This window comes from Thioclava sediminum (assembly GCF_002020355.1).
Classification (GTDB): Bacteria; Pseudomonadota; Alphaproteobacteria; order Rhodobacterales; family Rhodobacteraceae; genus Thioclava; species Thioclava sediminum.
Genome location: NZ_MPZV01000002.1, coordinates 518,558 through 535,865 on the forward strand (window position 1 = coordinate 518,558; position 17,308 = coordinate 535,865).

The 17,308-nt window shown below is 65.5% G+C and carries 15 protein-coding genes and 1 pseudogene; 6 read left to right on the forward strand and 10 right to left on the reverse strand.

Features of this window, described 5'->3' with window-relative positions:
- Window positions 1-51 precede the first annotated feature (51 nt).
- From BMI91_RS09720 to argH, 4 genes are all read right to left on the reverse strand, one after another.
- Window positions 52-2,829, reverse strand: coding sequence for a DUF4175 domain-containing protein (locus BMI91_RS09720; RefSeq protein ID WP_078604812.1), 2,778 nt, complete (start codon window positions 2,827-2,829; stop codon window positions 52-54).
- Between the two features lie 39 nt (window positions 2,830-2,868).
- Entirely contained in the window at window positions 2,869-4,134 is a 1,266-nt protein-coding gene (lysA, locus tag BMI91_RS09725) for a diaminopimelate decarboxylase (RefSeq protein WP_078604813.1), read from the reverse strand.
- 119 nt (window positions 4,135-4,253) lie between these two features.
- Window positions 4,254-4,412 (reverse strand): hypothetical protein, encoded by a 159-nt coding sequence (locus BMI91_RS20045; protein ID WP_158522131.1) that lies wholly within the window; start codon window positions 4,410-4,412, stop codon window positions 4,254-4,256.
- A complete protein-coding gene (gene argH / locus BMI91_RS09730) occupies window positions 4,409-5,815 on the reverse strand; it encodes an argininosuccinate lyase (RefSeq protein ID WP_078604814.1) in 1,407 nt (468 codons plus the stop codon). The genes BMI91_RS20045 and argH overlap by 4 nt, the downstream gene beginning before the upstream one ends.
- Window positions 5,816-5,842: 27 nt before the next feature.
- Here argH and BMI91_RS09735 point away from each other — a divergent pair, with 27 nt between their 5' ends.
- Window positions 5,843-6,391, forward strand: a complete 549-nt coding sequence (locus BMI91_RS09735) for a TlpA family protein disulfide reductase (RefSeq protein ID WP_078569831.1) — start codon at window positions 5,843-5,845, stop codon at window positions 6,389-6,391.
- A 225-nt stretch (window positions 6,392-6,616) separates the two neighbouring features.
- On the opposite strand, the gene BMI91_RS09740 is transcribed toward BMI91_RS09735, so the two are convergent.
- Window positions 6,617-7,849: a PAS domain-containing protein gene (locus BMI91_RS09740; protein WP_244176597.1), complete on the reverse strand. Its 1,233-nt coding sequence runs from the start codon at window positions 7,847-7,849 to the stop codon at window positions 6,617-6,619.
- A 270-nt stretch (window positions 7,850-8,119) separates the two neighbouring features.
- On the opposite strand from BMI91_RS09740, the pseudogene BMI91_RS20135 reads away from it, so the two are divergent.
- The 4 genes and pseudogenes from BMI91_RS20135 to yddG all read left to right on the forward strand — a co-directional run.
- Window positions 8,120-8,800 (forward strand): annotated as a pseudogene (locus BMI91_RS20135) (EAL domain-containing protein); the annotation flags it as partial.
- Window positions 8,801-9,007: 207 nt separating this feature from the next.
- Window positions 9,008-10,183, forward strand: a complete 1,176-nt coding sequence (locus BMI91_RS20140) for an acetyl-CoA C-acetyltransferase (RefSeq protein ID WP_167376018.1) — start codon at window positions 9,008-9,010, stop codon at window positions 10,181-10,183.
- A gap of 105 nt (window positions 10,184-10,288) precedes the next feature.
- Complete coding sequence (gene phbB, locus BMI91_RS09750) at window positions 10,289-11,011, forward strand: beta-ketoacyl-ACP reductase (protein ID WP_078569828.1); 723 nt, start codon at window positions 10,289-10,291, stop codon at window positions 11,009-11,011.
- A gap of 67 nt (window positions 11,012-11,078) precedes the next feature.
- Window positions 11,079-11,999, forward strand: coding sequence for an aromatic amino acid exporter YddG (gene yddG, locus BMI91_RS09755; protein WP_078604817.1), 921 nt, complete (start codon window positions 11,079-11,081; stop codon window positions 11,997-11,999).
- 80 nt (window positions 12,000-12,079) lie between these two features.
- Here yddG and BMI91_RS09760 read toward each other — a convergent pair whose 3' ends face one another.
- From BMI91_RS09760 to BMI91_RS09770, 3 genes are all read right to left on the reverse strand, one after another.
- The gene (locus BMI91_RS09760) at window positions 12,080-12,247 is read right to left on the reverse strand and encodes a YdcH family protein (protein WP_078522525.1); all 168 of its coding nucleotides are present in this window, start codon (window positions 12,245-12,247) and stop codon (window positions 12,080-12,082) included.
- A gap of 118 nt (window positions 12,248-12,365) precedes the next feature.
- Window positions 12,366-13,133 carry a tRNA1(Val) (adenine(37)-N6)-methyltransferase gene (locus tag BMI91_RS09765; protein ID WP_078604818.1) on the reverse strand — a complete coding sequence of 256 codons (768 nt, stop codon included), beginning with the start codon at window positions 13,131-13,133 and terminating at the stop codon, window positions 12,366-12,368.
- Between the two features lie 5 nt (window positions 13,134-13,138).
- Entirely contained in the window at window positions 13,139-13,351 is a 213-nt protein-coding gene (locus BMI91_RS09770) for a putative signal transducing protein (protein WP_075773958.1), read from the reverse strand.
- 36 nt (window positions 13,352-13,387) lie between these two features.
- Between BMI91_RS09770 and BMI91_RS09775 the strand changes: the two genes are divergently transcribed.
- Window positions 13,388-14,422 carry a polyprenyl synthetase family protein gene (locus BMI91_RS09775; protein ID WP_244176598.1) on the forward strand — a complete coding sequence of 345 codons (1,035 nt, stop codon included), beginning with the start codon at window positions 13,388-13,390 and terminating at the stop codon, window positions 14,420-14,422.
- Between the two features lie 45 nt (window positions 14,423-14,467).
- On the opposite strand, the gene BMI91_RS09780 is transcribed toward BMI91_RS09775, so the two are convergent.
- Together BMI91_RS09780 and BMI91_RS09785 are read right to left on the reverse strand one after the other, a co-directional pair.
- Window positions 14,468-15,349: a 4-(cytidine 5'-diphospho)-2-C-methyl-D-erythritol kinase gene (locus BMI91_RS09780; protein WP_078600560.1), complete on the reverse strand. Its 882-nt coding sequence runs from the start codon at window positions 15,347-15,349 to the stop codon at window positions 14,468-14,470.
- A complete protein-coding gene (locus BMI91_RS09785; RefSeq protein ID WP_146684050.1) occupies window positions 15,336-17,210 on the reverse strand; it encodes a tetratricopeptide repeat protein in 1,875 nt (624 codons plus the stop codon). Before BMI91_RS09785 ends, BMI91_RS09780 begins: the two co-directional genes overlap by 14 nt.
- Between the last annotated feature and the right edge of the window lie 98 nt (window positions 17,211-17,308).

Sequence of the window (17,308 nt, forward strand, 5' to 3'; positions counted from 1 at the left end):
TTTCCTAATAATCTGCCGCTGCGCATAAGTTGAACTTATGCGCGCGCGGCGTCAGCCCGCGTTCGAGAACTGGTCGAGCAGCCGCTTGAGGTAGTCCAGCTCTTCCTCGGGGCGCAGACGATCGGCCGAGCGGCGGCGGATTTCATCGAGCAGGTCCTGCGCCCGGCGATAGACATCCTCGCCATTGAGCATCTGACGATCCGTGCCAAGCTGGTTGCCCTCGCCCTGCGCGCGGCCAAGCGGATCGCGCGGCATTTCACGCCCACCCTGCTGTCCGGGCTGACCCGCCTGCTGATTGCCCTGCTGGCCGGGCTGCTGACCGTCGCGGCGCGCCTGTTCGTTGCGCATCGCCTCGCCAAGCGCGCGCATCCCCTCGCGCAGCGCCTCGATCGCGTCGGCCTGACGGTCGATCGCCGCCGAATTGTCGCCCTCGCGTAGCGCCTCCTCGGCCTGATCCATCGCGCGCCCGGCATCGTCGAAACGCTTCTCGGCCTGCTGGCCCGCCTCGTTACCGAAACCCGGCAGCAGCCCGCGCTGGCGGTCGAGTTCGCGGCGCAGCGCGCGCTGGCGATCAGCGAGGCTCTGACCATCCATGCCGCCCTGCCCGCCGTTCATGCCCGGCTGGTCGCCCTGCCCCTGACCGTCGCGCTGCGCCTGCCCGTCCTGACCTTGGCCCTGACCGGGCTGGTCGCCGGGCTGCTGGCCCTGACCTTGTTGGCCTTGCTCACCCTGCTGGCCTTGTTGACCCTGCTGGCCTTGCTGCTGACCCTGTTGCCCTTGCTGGCCTTGCTGGCCCTGCTGACCGTTCTCGGCCTGCTGCTGGCGCTCCTCCGGGGTCATGAACTGATCCTGCAGGTCGCGGAACGCATCGTCCGACAGCTCCTGCTGCTTGCGCAGCGTATCTTGCATGTCGCGCATCGCTTGACCGCCGGGCATGTCGCCCTGACCACCCTGCCCTTGCTGGACCTTGAGGTTCTCCATCATCCGCGCGAGCTGGTCGAGCAGCTCCTGCGCCTCGGCCATCCGGCCCTCCTCCATCAGCTTCTGGATCTGGTCCATCATCTGCTGGATCTGGTCGCCGGTGATCTGCTGACCCTGCTGCGGCTGCTGGCCGAATTGCGGGCCTTGTTCCTGCTGCTGCGAGCGCTCGGCAAGCATGCGGATGTAATTGTCGGTCGCCTCTTTCAGCTCCTGCATGAGCTTGGCGATCTCATCCTTGGACGCCCCGTTGCGGATCGCCTCGGAGAGCTTTTCCTGCGCCTTCTGCATCGCGGCTAGCGCATCGGCGAGCCCGCCATCCTCGACCAGTTCGGCCATCTTCCAAAGCGCCTCGGCGATCTCGTCGCGGGCTTCGGGGGACAGGTCGGGATCGTCGAGCCGCCCGATCACGAGGCGGATCATCAGGTAGACCTCCTCGCGCTTGATGAAGCCCTCGTGCCGGTTCGAGATCGCCCGCAGCAGCTGATCGGCATAGCCGCGATTGTCGCGCGACCACAGCAGATCGCGGCGCACTTCGATCAAGGCAGAGGCGAGCGGATCGAAGAAGCGCTTGCCGGGCAGGATGATCTCCTGCGTGCCGGAGGTGCCGGTCTGGCCGCGCCCGTCCTCGACATCGAGCGTCAGTTTCACCGGCAGGTTCGCCCAAGGGTGCTTCGCGGCATCCTCGACGAGGCTCTCGGTGAAATCGGCCCGCGAGCCGGAAATCGGCAGCGGCAGATCATAGATCAGATCGTCGCGCGGCTCGGGCGGAATTTGCAGACCGTAGCGGCGATCGACCTTCGCCAGATCGAGCGAGATCACCGCATGGCCCTTGGTCACGGCGTAGTCGTCCTGCGCGGTGAAGGGCAGGCTCAGCTTGCCATCGGCGCGGCGATCCGGCGTGCCGGCCAGCGCGACCGAGGGTGCCTCGTCGGGGCGCACCACCACGTTGAAGCGGCGCGCGGCGGGGCCTTTGAACTCCAGAAGCCCGTCGCGGACCGCTTCGAATTCGTGAGTCTCGATGCCGCTCGCGGTTTGCGCCGCCCCCTGTTCGGGCAGCGCGGCCGGGTTCGAGACGCTCTCGGAAAAGCCAATCGCGCCGGACGCGCCATACAGCCGGATCGAGAAGCGGGTGCCTTCGGGCACGATCAGCTCGTCGCCCTCGACCTTGTTCAGATAGAGCCCCGGCTTGCCGGTATAGCGCGGCGGCGCGGCCCAGCCTTCCCAGCTTGGCCCCATCGCGGCCTCGGCAGAGCCCGCAGGCGTCGGCAGCCCCTCGGTCGGATGCAAAAGCCGCTGCGGCACGCCGAAGATCACCGCGACGACCAAGGCCGTCAGCGCGGTCAGACGCAGCGCATAGGGATCGCGGCGGGCAAGATCGGGTTTCGGGCGCGGCGCACGGGCGGCCTGCGCGGCCTTGGCCATGCGCCGCAGATGCGCCATCCAAAGCGCGCGGGCGGCGGGATCGTCCTGCCCAAGCGCCATCTCGTCGGTCAGCGCGGAAAGCGGGCGGCCCGGCAGCGTCGCATCGAGGCGCGCAATCGCATCTACCCGGCGCGGCCAGCGCATCCGCCACGCGCCCCATGCCAGCGCGGCGAGCGACGCGATCAGCGCGACCAGCCAGAACCAGCGCCCGCCCGGCCCCAGATAGGCGGGCAGCGCGAAGGCGATGGCGGTGGCGATCAACGCAAGAACCGAAAGAAGCGGCCAGAACGCGCGCAGCCCCCGCTCGACGATCATCCCGGCATGGGTGAGCGCAATAGGCCGGGCGAGCGGGGCCAGAGCGGCCTGCCCGTCCTCCTTCGTCGCGGTATCGCGCGAAGCTTTGCTGAACCAGTTCCTGACCGGCATACTCTCCCTATCCGTCGGCGCCGATTCCCTTCCTACGGATCAGAGCCACTCCGGGATCGTATCGCGGGAGAGCATTTCCTCAAAGCTCGGTCTTGCCCGAATGAGAGCGAATTCGCCGCCGCGGACCAGAACCTCGGGGATCAGCGGACGCGAATTGTATTCCGACGACATGACCGCGCCGTAAGCCCCCGCCGAACGGAAGGCGACCAGATCGCCCGGGCCGAGCGGCGTCAGATTGCGCGCCTTGGCGAAGGTGTCGCCGGTCTCGCACACCGGGCCGACGATGTCGAAAGGCGTGGATTCGGTGCCCGGCGCGGCTTCGATCACCGGGACGATGTCGTGATAGGCGCCATACATCGAAGGCCGCACGAGGTCGTTCATCGCCGCGTCGAGAATGAGGAAATCGCGCCCCTCGCCCTCTTTCAGCCAGATCACCGAGGTGACCAGCAGCCCGGCATTGCCCGAAATCAGGCGACCCGGTTCGATCTCGATCTCGCAGCCCAGATCGCCCACGGTGCGCTGGATCACCTGCCCGTATTCGATGGGCAGCGGCGGCGCGGAATTCGACCGCTCATAGGGGATGCCCAGACCGCCGCCGAGGTCGAGACGGCGGATATCGTGGCCATCTGCGCGCAGCGCCTCGGTCAGTTCGCGGACCTTGAGGAAGGCCGCCTCGAACGGCTCCAGATCGGTCAGCTGCGAGCCGATATGCACGTCGATGCCCACGACCTCGATGCCGGGCAGCTGGGCCGCCTCGGCATAGACCGCGCGGGACTTGGCAATCGGGATGCCGAACTTGTTCTCGGATTTGCCGGTCGCGATTTTCTCATGGGTCTTCGCGTCGACATCCGGGTTCACCCGCAGCGCGATCGGCGCGGTGACGCCCATCGACGCGGCAATCTCAGAAATCGCGAGCAGTTCCGGCTCGGACTCGACATTGAACTGGCGAATGCCGTTCTCGAGGACGTAAGCGATCTCCTCGCGGGTCTTGCCGACGCCCGAGAACACCACGCGATCCCCCGGCACACCAGCCGCCCGCGCCCGGCGATATTCGCCGCCCGAGACCACATCCATCCCCGCGCCCAGATCGCCCAGAACCTTCAGCACCGCGAGGTTCGAGTTCGATTTGATCGCGAAGCAGATCAGGTGATCCGTCCAGCCGAGCGCCTCTTCGAACAGCTTGAAATGGCGCTCCAGCGTGGCGGTCGAATAGACGTAGAACGGCGTGCCGACAGCGGTCGCGATCTCGGGGATCGGCACATCCTCTGCATGAAGGACGCCGTCGCGATAGAGGAAATGATCCATGAGGTGTCTCGATTACTGGGACTGGTTACCATCCGCCTCGGACGGCGGGACGGGCGGGCCGTCGACACCGCAGGCGGCGAGCGAGAGAAGAAGCGTCAGGGCGAGGGTCAGGGTCTTGGTCATGGGGTCACCGAAAGGGTCATGATGCCAACGCGCGCCGTCGCGGCGGGATAAACTTTGATGCCGTCACGGTTGATGCCGACATGTGTGTGCAGCTCCGGATCGGCGGCACAGGCGCCAAGCAGACCGATCAGCACGAACGGAGCCGCGAATTTCATCCAAGCTGTTCCTTCCAGCGAGCGATCTGCGCGCGCACCTGATCGGGCGCGGTTCCGCCGTAAGATTGGCGCGAGGCGACCGAGTTGTGAACCCCGAGTACGTCGAAGACGCTCTCGGTGATCGCCGGGTTGATCGATTGCATCTGTTCGAGGCTCAGATCGGGCAGGTCGCAGCCCTGATCCTCGGCCATCGCGACCAGCGAGCCGGTAACGTGGTGCGCGTCACGGAAGGGCAGCCCCGCCTCGCGCACCAGCCAGTCGGCCAGATCGGTCGCGGTGGAGAACCCGCCCGAGGCCGCGGCCTCCAGCTTGTCCGCGTTCACCGTCATGTCGCCGATCATCCCCGCCATCGCGGCAAGCGCGAGCATCAGGTTGTCGGCGGCGTCGAAGACCTGCTCCTTGTCTTCCTGCATGTCCTTGGAATAGGCGAGCGGCAGCCCCTTCATCACCGTGAACAGCGCGACCGAGGCCCCGAGAATGCGCCCGATCTTGGCGCGGATCAGCTCGGCCGCGTCCGGGTTGCGCTTCTGCGGCATGATCGAAGAGCCCGTCGACCACTTGTCCGACATCGCGACAAAGCGGAACTGCGCCGAGGACCAGATCACCAGCTCTTCGGCGAGGCGCGACATGTGGACCGCGCAGATCGACCCGGCCGAGAGGAATTCCAGCGCGAAATCGCGATCCGACACCGCGTCGAGCGAGTTCGCCATCGGCCGGTCGAAGCCCAGCGCCTCGGCCGTCGCATGGCGGTCGATCGGGAAGCCGGTGCCGGCAAGCGCCGCCGCCCCCAGCGGGCATTCGTTCATCCGTTTGCGCGCATCAATGAATCGGGATTTGTCGCGCGCGAACATCTCGACATATGCCATCATGTGATGGCCGAAGGTCACCGGCTGTGCGGTCTGCAGATGGGTAAAGCCGGGCATGACCCAATCGGCGCCCTCCTCGGCCCGGGTCAGCGCGGCGCGGATCAGCGTGTCGAGACCCGAGATCGCGGCGTCGCATTGCTCGCGCACCCAAAGGCGAAAATCGGTCGCGACCTGATCGTTGCGCGAGCGCGCCGTGTGCAGCCGCCCCGCCGGTTCGCCGATCACCTCTTTCAGCCGCGCCTCGACATTCATGTGGATGTCTTCGAGCGCGGTAGAGAAGGGGAAACCGCCCGCTTCGATTTCTGACAAAACCGTGAGCAAACCTTCTCCGATCGCCTCGGCGTCCTTATCACTAATGATGCCTTGCGCGGCGAGCATCGCGGCGTGGGCCCGGCTGCCGCGGATGTCCTGCGCGTAGAGCCGCTGGTCATACCCGATCGAGGCGTTGATCGCCTCCATGATCGCGTCAGGTCCCGCGGCGAAACGCCCGCCCCACATCGCGTTGGAGGACTTGTTCTCGTCGGTCTGATCGGTCATGGTCTGAGGCCCTTGCTAGGAGGCTATATGTTACGGTTTCTCGTCCTTTATACGGCGCTGGCGCTGGGTGCAAATGTTGCGCAGGCCGCGGATCTAGATGCGGTGAAATCGGGGCAGATGGAATCCCTCGTCACCTATGATGAACCGCTGCCACTGCCGCCCTTCACGGTGACCGACGAAAGCGGCGACGAGCATTCGATGAAAGATTTCGAAGGCAAGGTGGTGCTGATCAATTTCTGGGCGACGTGGTGCCCGCCCTGCCGCGAGGAAATGCCCTCGCTGAATGCGCTGCAAAAAGAGTTCGGCGAGAATGGGTTTCAGGTGATGACGATTGCCACGGGCGGCTCGAACTCACCCGAGAAAGTGGCCGCCTTCTTCGACAAGGAGGGCATCGACGCCCTGCCCCGGTTCCACGACGATGCCAATTTCGCCGCCCGCGCGATGGGCGTTCTCGGACTGCCGGTCTCGGTGCTGGTCGACAAGAACGGCCACGAGGTTGGCCGGATGATCGGCGGCGCGGAATGGGATTCGCCCGAGGCGAAGAAGGTCATCGAGGCGCTGATCGACGAGAAGTAAGCGCAGGGTGGTGTGACGGCGGCAGGCGCTTTGTCGCCGGACCGGTCTTCCGTTGCGGCCCGATTTTCGATCGCATCCCGCGCAACCCGGTCCGCGTGTCGCAACATTCTGCAGAGCCCGGCGTCTGGGCTGCATCTGAACTGCCAGCCACGCCTCTGCCCGCGCGAACATGTTCTTCGCAGTTCTACGCAGAATGTTTCCCTTGGCGCTTGGGCCTGCCGAGACTCACGCCGCGCTTCTCCCCGCGCGCAGATAGCGCCCTAGCCAATGTTCAATCTCTTCCGACAGGGCCAGAATGGCCTCCAGCCGCCCTTTGATATCGTCATGGAAACTGTCGAGCTGGTCGATCGTAGCCGCGAGCCCGCCATTCGCATCCCGCATGCGCCCACACTCGACGCGCCCAAGGACGCGGATCGTGTCGAGCCCGAGCAGCTGGCGACGAATGTCTCGGCTCTGGTTCATCATGTCGTCGGCGAGTTCGGCCGCTTGACGCATCGCGGCATTCGCATCGGCAGTGCCTTTGGTGACGAGCGACTGCAGCAAAGCGCGTTCTTCCTCTCGGGGCCGATCATTCTGCGCCTCTTCGCCCATAAAATTGGTGCTCATTTCGTTGAGGACGCGCGCGCAGCCCAGTTGGAACACTGCGCGCGCGACCTGAAAGGCCATCTGACCACAGAGATTGCCGCGACCGGCAACGAATTTGCGCAGCCGCTCCGAGATGACAGCAGACGAGGCTTTGTAGTTTTCCGAGATCGCAGACACCGGCCCCCCGGACGGCTCGAGCCGCGAGGCGACGATCCGCATGTTGTTGGGCACGGATTGCAATGCTTCGAAACTGCGTAGAAGTCCGAATTGCTCCTTCGTGAGGCGCCCCATCGCGGTGTTCAATTCGGCCAGCATCCGCGTATTCTCATCGGCATTTCGATTGAGGCGGCGATCCCGTTCGGTAAGCTCAAGCGCCAGCGCATAGGCCATGAAGGCGGTGTAGCTCGAATAGCCGCCACGTTCCGCGAAATCACGCAACAGCGTCGCGCTCTCCTCCGGGTCGAGCGACTCCGCCCGCTCGCGCGCAGAGAGATCACGGTAGAGCTGGTGGATTTCATCGGACAGTTCGCTCGTCGGCTTCAGCCGGACCGAGAGGTAGCCCCCCTCGATCGGCATGACGACCGCGAAGACCCAATACCACCCGCCGCCTTTCGCCTTGTTCTTCACATAGGCGCCCATGGGATAGCCTTTTTTCAGCGCATCCCAAAGCACCCTGAACACCGCTCGCGGCGTATCGGGATGACGCACGATCTTATGCGGCGCCCCGATCATCTCGGACCACTCGAACCCCGCGGTGCGCCGAAAAATCTCGTTGCCCGATTGGATCACCCCGCGCGTATCGGTGCGCGAGTAGAACAATTCTTCCAGCGCGAAAGGCACCTCGTTGGTACCGCGCAGTGCCGGCTGCCCCATTTTCGTCATCGCCCATTCTGTTCCATTGAGGTCCACCCTAGGCACCTGCCGGTTACCATCGACTTAACGCCGGATGCGAATTTCCCGTTAACCACGAGTCCGGCCTATTTCCCGGTCTTTACCCCTTCTTAGGCGCTTGCGCGGATGCTTGGCTCGAAGGCGAAGGAGGGGCCGATGACGAATCGAGACGCGAGGGCCATGCCGGTGCATCGTGACGAAGATAGCCCGCTGAGCGTCGCGGCCGCCGAGCAAAGCCGGCAGGCCTTGGCCATGGTGCGCGCGGCGATCGACCGCCATGATGTCATGCTGGCCTATCAGCCCGTGATCCAGGTCTGCCGCCCCGAACGACCTGCGTTTTACGAGGGCCTTGTCCGGGTTCTCGACGATCGAGGACGCATCATCCCCGCGAAGGAATTCATCAATGCGATCGAACGAACGGAGGTCGGGCGGAAACTCGATTGCCTCTCGCTTGAACTGGGGCTGAAAGCGCTCCTCGGGCAGCCGGATCTGCGCCTGGCGGTCAATATGTCGGCGCGCTCGATCGGCTACGCGCCTTGGACCAAGGTTCTCAATCGCGGCCTCGCGGTCGATGAAACCGTCGGCGAGCGACTCATATTGGAGATTACCGAAAGCTCGGCGATGGAAATTCCCGAACTGGTCAGCGTCTTCATAGAAGATTTGCAGGCCCGCGGCGTCAGTTTCGCGCTCGACGATTTCGGGGCGGGTTACACGTCTTTCCGCTATCTGCGAGATTTCTACTTCGACATCATCAAGGTCGATGGGCAGTTCATCCGCGGCATCTCGCACGATCCGGACAATCAGGCGCTGACGAAATCGCTGCTCGACGTGGCGCGCCATTTCGAGATGTTCACAATCGCCGAAGCAGTCGAGTCGCTGGAGGATGCCGAATATGTGGCCAGCCTCGGCGTCGATTGCATGCAGGGCTATTACTTCGGCGCACCGACAATCCACCCCCCGTGGAGCCAGTCTTCCGAACCGCAACGGAGGCGTGCATGCCCCCAGCCAGAGCGCAATAAACTTGCGTTAACAATTTCCCGAGCGACGGGATTAAGCTTGACCTCTCGTTCCCTTCCGCCATGCTGCGCAGCAGCAGAACGGACGCGCTGTCGCGCCCGCTTAAGTGATGAGGAGGATCCCATGACCAATGTCGTCATCGTCTCGGCCGCGCGCACGCCCGTCGGCTCGTTTTTGGGCGCGTTTGCCAATACGCCCGCACATGACCTCGGCGCCGCCGTGATCGAGGCCGTCGTCGCCCGCGCCGGGATCGAGAAGTCCGATGTGTCCGAAACGATCCTCGGTCAGGTGCTGACCGCGGGCCAGGGTCAGAACCCCGCCCGCCAAGCCCATATCAACGCGGGCCTGCCGATCGAAAGCGCCGCTTGGTCGATCAACCAGGTCTGCGGCTCGGGCCTGCGCACGGTTGCGCTCGGCGCCCAGCACATCATGTGCGGCGATGCCGATATCGTGGTTGCGGGCGGCCAGGAAAGCATGTCGCTCAGCCCCCATGTCGCGCATCTGCGCGCGGGTCAAAAGATGGGCGACATGAAGATGATCGACTCGATGATCAAGGACGGTCTGTGGGACGCATTCAATGGCTACCACATGGGCCAGACCGCTGAGAATGTCGCCACCCAGTGGCAGATTTCGCGCGAGATGCAGGACGAATTCGCGCTGGCGTCGCAAAACAAGGCCGAGGCCGCGCAGAAGGCTGGCAAGTTTGCCGACGAGATCGCCGCCTTCACCGTGAAGACGCGCAAGGGCGACACGGTCGTAGATCAGGACGAATATATCCGCCACGGCGCGACGATCGAGAACATGCAAAAGCTGCGCCCTGCCTTCGCTAAGGACGGCTCGGTGACCGCGGGCAACGCGAGCGGCATCAATGACGGTGCGGCCGCGGTGCTGCTGATGTCGGAGGACGAGGCCGAGAAGCGCGGGCTCACGCCGCTGGCCCGCATTGCCTCCTATGCGACCGCCGGGCTCGACCCGTCGATCATGGGCTGCGGCCCGATCCCGTCCTCGCGCAAGGCGCTGGAGAAGGCGGGCTGGAAAGCCTCCGATCTCGACCTGATCGAAGCCAACGAGGCATTCGCGGCGCAGGCCTGCGCGGTGAACAAGGACATGGGTTGGGACGTCAGCAAGGTGAACGTCAACGGCGGCGCCATCGCCATCGGCCACCCGATCGGCGCCAGCGGCGCGCGAATCCTCAACACCCTGCTCTTCGAGATGAAGCGTCAGGGCGCGAAAAAAGGCCTCGCCACGCTCTGCATCGGTGGCGGTATGGGCGTCGCAATGTGCATTGAAGGCCTCTAACGGCAAAAAAATGCTGCATCTGCAAAAAGAGCGCGCAACTTTGTTGCGCGCTCTTGTCATTTTCGGTAACAGCATTTCAAGGGCATTCCATTTGGAGGAGGAATCATGGCGAGAGTTGCATTGGTCACCGGCGGATCGCGCGGCATTGGCGCGGCGATCTCGAAGGCGCTGCAGGCGGCGGGCTACACGGTCGTCGCGAACTATGCCGGCAATGACGAGGCTGCGGCCAAGTTCACCGAGGAGACGGGAATCAAGACCTACAAATGGTCGGTCGCCGATTACGACGCCTGCGCGGCGGGGATCGAGCAGATCGAATCCGAGGTCGGCCCGATCGACGTTCTGGTGAACAACGCGGGCATTACCCGCGACGCGCCCTTCCACAAGATGACCCGCGAGCAGTGGAACCAGGTGATCGACACCAATCTCAGCGGCATCTTCAACATGACCCACCCGCTCTGGACGAAGATGCGCGAGCGCAAATTCGGCCGGGTCGTGAACATCTCCTCGATCAACGGCCAGAAAGGTCAGTTCGCTCAGGCGAATTACTCGGCGGCGAAGGCGGGCGATCTGGGCTTCACCAAGGCGCTGGCGCAGGAAGGCGCACGCGCAGGCATCACGGTGAACGCGATCTGCCCCGGCTATATCGCGACCGAGATGGTCATGGCGGTGCCGGAGAAGGTGCGCGAGTCGATCATCGGCCAGATCCCGGTCGGTCGTCTGGGCGAGCCCGAAGAAATCGCGCGCTGCGTGGTGTTCCTCGCATCCGACGATGCGGGCTTCATCACCGGCTCGACGATCACCGCGAATGGCGGTCAGTACTTCATCTGATTTCGCCTCTTGGCATTCTCGACGGAGGCCCGCATTTTGCGGGCCTCTTTGTTTTGGCGGGGACAGCATGACACGCGGCAAGGCCACTTCGATCGGGTTCACGGCGGTTCTGCTGTGGGCGCTGCTGGCGCTGTTCACCGTGGGATCGGCCCCGGTGCCGCCCCTGATGCTGAACGCGCTGTGTTTCGCGTTGGGCGGCGCGGTGGGCGTGATCTGGCTGGTGGCGACCGGTGCGCTGGGGCAGCTGCGGCATGTCTCGTGGAAGGTCTATCTCGCCGGGACCGCGGGGCTGTTCGGCTATCATTTCCTCTATTTCTCGGCGCTGCGTCTCGCGCCCCCGGCCGAGGCCGGGCTGATCGCTTATCTCTGGCCCCTGCTGATCGTGCTCTTTTCCGGGTTGCTGCCCGGCGAGCGGCTGACGCTTTGGCATGTCGCGGGGGCGGTGCTTGCGTTTGGCGGAGCCGCGCTGATCCTCGGGGGCGGAATCTCCGCCGATCCGGCGGCGCTGCCCGGCTATGGGCTGGCGTTGATTTGCGCGCTGACATGGTCGAGCTATTCGCTGCTGTCGCGGCGCTTCGGTGCGGTGCCGACGGCGGCGGTTGCGGTCTACTGCCTCGCGAGCGCGGCCCTGTCGGCCGTCGCCCATCTGGCGCTGGAGCCGACGATCTGGCCTATGGACGCGATCGGCTGGGCCTCGGTGATTGGCTTGGGGTTGGGGCCGGTCGGGCTTGCCTTCTACACATGGGATCTTGGCGTGAAGCGCGGCGACATTCAGCTGCTGGGCACGGCCTCCTACGCGGCCCCTCTGGTCTCGACGCTGGTGCTGGTCGCAGTCGGGATTGCGGACGCGCGGCCTACCCTGCTGATAGCGGCGGCGATGATCGCCGGAGGGGCCGGGCTAGCGGCGCTGGGCGGTCGGCGTCGGCGCGCCGCGCCCCCTCCACCCGACATGACCGGGCAGGAGATACCGCGGAAGGGTTCGGCCTGAGTCGCCGCGCGCTAACAGGCCCCTTTCAAACGACACGGGCCGCCCCGGAGGACGGCCCGATTAAACTCGTGGGAGGGCCCTCAGGCCGTTTCGAGGCGGTGGATTTCCTCTTTCAGCCTAAGTTTTTGCCTTTTCATCTGAGCGATTTCGAGATCGTCGATGCCGGGTCTGCGCGAAGCGCGCTCGACCTCCATCGACAGAGCCTCATGTTTTTTGCGAAGTTCGGTGATATGCGAACCAAGCGACATGGCAGTCTCCTCTCCAGTTGTCAGCCCGTCGATTGCAGCACAGGTTTTGAGTCGTGTCACGGAAATGTCGTATAGCGACGGGTTATCCCCAGCATTTTCGCGAAATCTTGCGAAAGCGTTAACGCGGAATCGGCAATTTTTGACCTTCGCGCAGGATTTCGCGCGCAATTTCCGTCAAATCCTCTGCATCGCGTGAGTGCATCGGCGCCGAGTGCAAGATCAGCGGCGCAAGAAGCTGCAGCGGGGTCCGCGCACCTTTGCGCGCTGTGACGATCACTCGGCGCGCTGCGCGGCCGGCTCTGGGCGCAATCGGCAGAACGGTGATCGCGCCGGTCCGCCCGTGCAGCCCCGCCAATAGGTCCGCCAGACGGTCGGCCTGCTGGATCAGCGTGATCCGCCCTTCGGGCTTGAGCCGCCGCAGCCCCGCGTCGAGCCATGCGCTGATCGGCGTCGCCTCGCGCTGCGCACGCTCACGGCCGGGATCGGCGGCGGGCGTGCCATCCTCGGGCCCGAAATAGGGCGGGTTGGCGATGACGTGATCGAAGCTGCGCGCCCGCAGATCGGCGGGCATCTGCGCCAGATCGCCCTCGATAACCTCGAGCGCGATCCCGTTCTCCGCCGCGTTGCGCCGGGCCAGATCGGCATAGGCGGGCTGCAGTTCCACCCCGCTTTGCGCAAGCCCCGACACCCGCCAGCCAAGGCACAGGCTCGCCACCCCGGCCCCGCAGCCGAGCTCCAGAACCGACTGGCCCGTCTGCGCCGGACAGGCCGCCGCGAGCAGGACCGGGTCCATCGCCGCGCGGTAGCCCGCGCGCGGCTGGGCGATGCGCAACCGACCGCCGAGAAAGCCATCGACTGTCAGCTCATCGGGCCCGAACCGTTCCATAAGCGTCAATCCGATTTGATCTCGTTATCGCGCAGAACCGCCTGCGCCATGAACATGTCGCTGTCGCGCACCATCAGGCGGCGCGGAAGGATTCCGAGCGAACCTTCCAGCACGCTCGTATGGACGTCGAGTTGAAACGTGCTTATACCCTCGCCCTCGAGAAGGGCGGTCGCCATGGCCAGTTTCACCGGGTCCGTGCTGCGCAGTAGCTCTTTCATATCCCTCACTTACGGCCCCTTGCGAGGGCTGTCGAGATGAGGCAGATCGAAGGGATGAACATGAGCCTCGACGACAAGCCCGACAACACGGCGAAACCGCATGACCGGCTCGCGGAAGCCTTGGCCAGCGACATGGCGGCGGTGGATGCGCTGATCGCCGAGCGCATGGCCTCGGAAAACGCGCCGCGCATCCCCGAAGTGACCGCCCATCTGGTCGGCGCGGGCGGCAAACGGCTGCGGCCGATGCTGACCGTCGCGGCGGCGCGGCTGTGCGGCTACGAGGGCAGCCTGCATCACAACCTCGCGGCAGCGGTCGAGTTCATCCATACCGCGACGCTGCTGCATGACGACGTGGTCGACGAGAGCAAGCAGCGCCGGGGCCGCCCGACCGCGAACCTGCTCTGGGACAACAAGTCGAGCGTGCTCGTTGGTGATTACCTGTTTGCGCGGTCGTTCCAGTTGATGACCGACACCGACAACCTGCGGGTTCTGTCGATCCTGTCGAACGCCTCCGCCGTCATCACCGAGGGCGAGGTTCTCCAGCTCTCGGCCGCGGAAGACCTGAACACGACCGAGGACACCTATTACAAGGTGGTGCGCGGCAAGACGGCGGCGCTGTTCTCGGCGGCGACCGAGGCGGGCGCGGTTCTGGCCGGTGCGCCGGAGGACCAGATCGCGGCGCTGCACGATTACGGCGAGAGCCTCGGGATCGCGTTCCAGGTGGTTGACGATCTGCTGGACTATCTCAGCGATGCCGAGACGATGGGCAAGAACGTGGGCGACGATTTCCGCGAGCGCAAGCTGACCCTGCCGCTGATCAAGGCGCTGGCGAAAGCCGACGCGGACGCCCGCGCCTTCTGGACCCGCACCATCGACAAGGGTGACCAGCGCGAGGGCGATCTGGAGCATGCGATGGAGCTGCTGCACGCGACCGGCGCGCTGGAAGAGACCCGCGCGGCAGCCCTCGAATGGGCCGATCGCGGGCGCGAGCGGCTCAAGGTCCTGCCCGAGAGCGAGCTGCGGCAGATGCTGGACGATCTGGCGGATTACGTGGTGGCGCGGCTGCGCTGAGGGGGCTCTGCCCCCGCCCTGCGGGCTCCCCCCGGGATATTTGGGTCAAGAGGAAGAGGCGCGGCTTTGGGGCTGCGCCTTTTGCGTCTGATCGCCGAGCATGCCGGAGGCGCGCCACCAGTCGGGGCGACGTTGGGCCAGCATCGCCTCGGCGGCCTGCGCCCCGTCCAGCGTCTCGAACAGCGCGAAACAGGTGGCACCCGAGCCCGACATGCGCGCGAGGCGGCAGCCGGGCAGCATCATGAGACCGTCCAGAACCTCCCCGATCACCGGGGCGGAGGCGATGGCGGGGGCTTGCAGGTCATTACGCTGGGTCGCGAGCCAGTCGATGCAATCGTGCGCGCCGGCGAAGGTCGGAAGCGCCTCCGGCATCGGGGGATTGTCCTTCGAATCGAGCCCTTTGAAGATCGCAGGCGTCGGCACTTCCACGCGCGGATTGACCAGAAGCGCGGGTAGCGGCGGCAGGGCCACGGGGTCCAGCGTCTCGCCGATGCCCCGCACGCGCTGGGGCTGCGGCGTCAGGCACATCGGCACGTCTGCCCCAAGCTGTGCGGTCTCTGCCGGAAGCGGCTGGTCCCAAAGCGCAGCCAGCCCCCGCAGCGCAGCCGCCGCGTCTGACGATCCACCGCCGATGCCCGAGGCGGGCGGCAGATATTTGTCGAGATGGATCTCGGCCCCCTGCCCTGCCGGGCGCGACAGGAGGGCCGCGGCTTTCAGCACGAGGTTCGACGGGTCGGCGGGCACGCCCGCCGCCTCGGGCCCCGCGACGCTGAGCGACAGCACATCGCTCTCACGCAGCACCAGCCGGTCGCCCATCGGCCCGAAGGCCACGAGGCTGTCGAGCAGGTGGTAGCCATCGGCCCGCTGGCCGGTGACATGGAGCGTCAGGTTGATCTTCGCCGGCGCGAAGGCGTCAATTATTCGCATCGCTCGCGGGAGTTTCGGGGGCAGCCTGAGCGGTATCCTTGCTCGGGCCCTTGTCCTCGAGCGGCGGCAGACCCTGCTCCTTGCGCAGCTGGTCCAAACCCACCTCGATCTTGCGGCGGATCGCATCGGGATCGAGCTCCTCGGTGGTCTCCGCATCGTCGGTCGCGAAGGACAACGCGCGGCGCCACTGGAATTTCGCCTCGCGCTGGCGGCCCACGGCCCAGAGCACATCGCCGAGGTGGTCGTTGAGCAGCGGATCGCGCGGCTCGAGCTCCACGGCGCGCTCCATCTTCTCGGCCGCCTCCTGATAATGGCCAAGCTTGAACAGCGCCCAGCCGAGGCTGTCGATGATGAAGCCCGCATCGGGACGCTCGGCGGCGGCCTTGCGGATCATGTCGAGCGCCTCGTCGAGATTCTCGCCCTTGTCCACGTAGGAATAGCCCAGATAGTTCAGCACCGAGGGCTGATCGGGCGAGAGGCGCAGCGCCTCGCGGAAGCCCTTCTCGGCCTCGTTCCAATTGCCCGAGCGTTCCTGCGCGATGGCGCGCGAATACCAGACGAACCAGTCCTTCGGCTCGGGCTGGCCAAGCAGGTCGATCGCCTTGTCATAGGCCTTTGCAGCCTCGGCAAAGCGGCTCTCGCGGCGCAGCGTGTCGCCCAGAGCGGTCCAGACGCCCACGAGCTTGGGACGGCTGCGCGACAGGTTCTCGAGCACTTCGATCGCGGCATCGTTGCGGCCCGCGCGCACCATCGATTCCGCGCGACCGATCTCGGCGGCGTGGTAGATCGGGCTGTCGGGCTTGATGTCGGCATAGGCTTCGATAGCAAGATCGTACTGGCCCTGCTGGTCGAGCATCGACGCGGTCAGCAGCGTCGCATCATCCATGTCGGGCCGGATCATGTTCGCCAGCCGCGAATGCACCAGCGTGAACGTGTCGGGTGCATCCCCGATCAGCGCCTGCGCGACCGAGTAATAGACCTCCGCCACGCCGTCGGACGCGTTACGCACGACGTCGAAGGGCAGCGTGTCGCCCGCCTCCAGCTTGGTGCGAATGTCCTTCAGCTGCGGGTCGAGATCCTTGCCGAAGCGATCCTCGATAAGCTTCAGCGCCTCTTTGTTCTTCTCGAGCTGCGAGAGCACTTCGACATGGGCCAGCACGCCGCGCCGGGTCGAGGTGATCTTCTCGCCATGTTCGCCGCTCAGGATCGCATCGGCGCCTTCGTAATCGCCGACCAGCGCCAGCGCGAGCGCCTTGTGGAAGCCCGCGAAGGCCGCAAGGCCCTGCTGCTTGCCGACTTCGTCGAAGGCCGCGGAAGCGTCGGACATCTTGCCGTCGCCCGCCAACGCCCAAGCCTTGGTCAGACCGCCCACGAGCGGCCCGGGATCGGCGCCGCTGTCGAGAAGCGCGAGCGCCCCGGTCCAGTTCTTGTCATGCGCATCGGCCGCCAACGCGGTGAGCGCCGCGATCTGGCTGCCGGTTCCGGCCTCCACCATCTGCTGCGCAAGCGGCGTGGCGTGGTCGAAATCGGCGATCGCAATCTCGGAGACGAGCGTCGCTTCCGCGGTCGCGCCGCTGGTATCGCCGCTGGTCATCAATTGGCGGTAGTAATGCGCGGCCTCGGCGAAATCGAATTGCTGCGACGCGATGCGCGCGGCGAGATAAGCCCCCGCCTCTGCCGGGCTCGGGTCATTCGCGGTCTCGCCGGCATCGCCTTTGGCCTCGGCGTCATCGGCAGCCTGCGCCGCATCTTCGGCGCTGCCAGCCTTCGGCGCATCCTGAGCCAGCAGCGGCATCGGCGCGGTGGAGCCCATCAAGAGGGCGAAGAGCGCAAGGCGCAGCGGGGTCTTCAAACTCGACACGAAACGGTCCTCTCATTCGGGTTGAAATCGAGCGTAACGGCGCGCTGCGGGCATTACAATGAGCCGAACCACCGCACGCGGGAAGCCGCCTGCACAGA

Bases quoted from the DNA above. Each gene is read 5' to 3' on its own strand.
- BMI91_RS20045 (WP_158522131.1), bottom strand. From the start codon at position 4,412: ATGAAATTCGCGGCTCCGTTCGTGCTGATCGGTCTGCTTGGCGCCTGT.
- BMI91_RS09770 (WP_075773958.1), bottom strand. From the start codon at position 13,351: ATGAAAGAGCTACTGCGCAGCACGGACCCGGTGAAACTGGCCATGGCG.
- yddG (WP_078604817.1), top strand. From the start codon at position 11,079: ATGACACGCGGCAAGGCCACTTCGATCGGGTTCACGGCGGTTCTGCTG.
- BMI91_RS09720 (WP_078604812.1), bottom strand. From the start codon at position 2,829: ATGCCGGTCAGGAACTGGTTCAGCAAAGCTTCGCGCGATACCGCGACG.
- BMI91_RS09760 (WP_078522525.1), bottom strand. From the start codon at position 12,247: ATGTCGCTTGGTTCGCATATCACCGAACTTCGCAAAAAACATGAGGCT.
- BMI91_RS09740 (WP_244176597.1), bottom strand. From the start codon at position 7,849: ATGGGGCAGCCGGCACTGCGCGGTACCAACGAGGTGCCTTTCGCGCTG.
- BMI91_RS09765 (WP_078604818.1), bottom strand. From the start codon at position 13,133: ATGGAACGGTTCGGGCCCGATGAGCTGACAGTCGATGGCTTTCTCGGC.
- BMI91_RS09735 (WP_078569831.1), top strand. From the start codon at position 5,843: ATGTTACGGTTTCTCGTCCTTTATACGGCGCTGGCGCTGGGTGCAAAT.
- phbB (WP_078569828.1), top strand. From the start codon at position 10,289: ATGGCGAGAGTTGCATTGGTCACCGGCGGATCGCGCGGCATTGGCGCG.
- lysA (WP_078604813.1), bottom strand. From the start codon at position 4,134: ATGGATCATTTCCTCTATCGCGACGGCGTCCTTCATGCAGAGGATGTG.
- BMI91_RS20140 (WP_167376018.1), top strand. From the start codon at position 9,008: ATGACCAATGTCGTCATCGTCTCGGCCGCGCGCACGCCCGTCGGCTCG.
- BMI91_RS09780 (WP_078600560.1), bottom strand. From the start codon at position 15,349: ATGCGAATAATTGACGCCTTCGCGCCGGCGAAGATCAACCTGACGCTC.
- BMI91_RS09775 (WP_244176598.1), top strand. From the start codon at position 13,388: ATGAGGCAGATCGAAGGGATGAACATGAGCCTCGACGACAAGCCCGAC.
- argH (WP_078604814.1), bottom strand. From the start codon at position 5,815: ATGACCGATCAGACCGACGAGAACAAGTCCTCCAACGCGATGTGGGGC.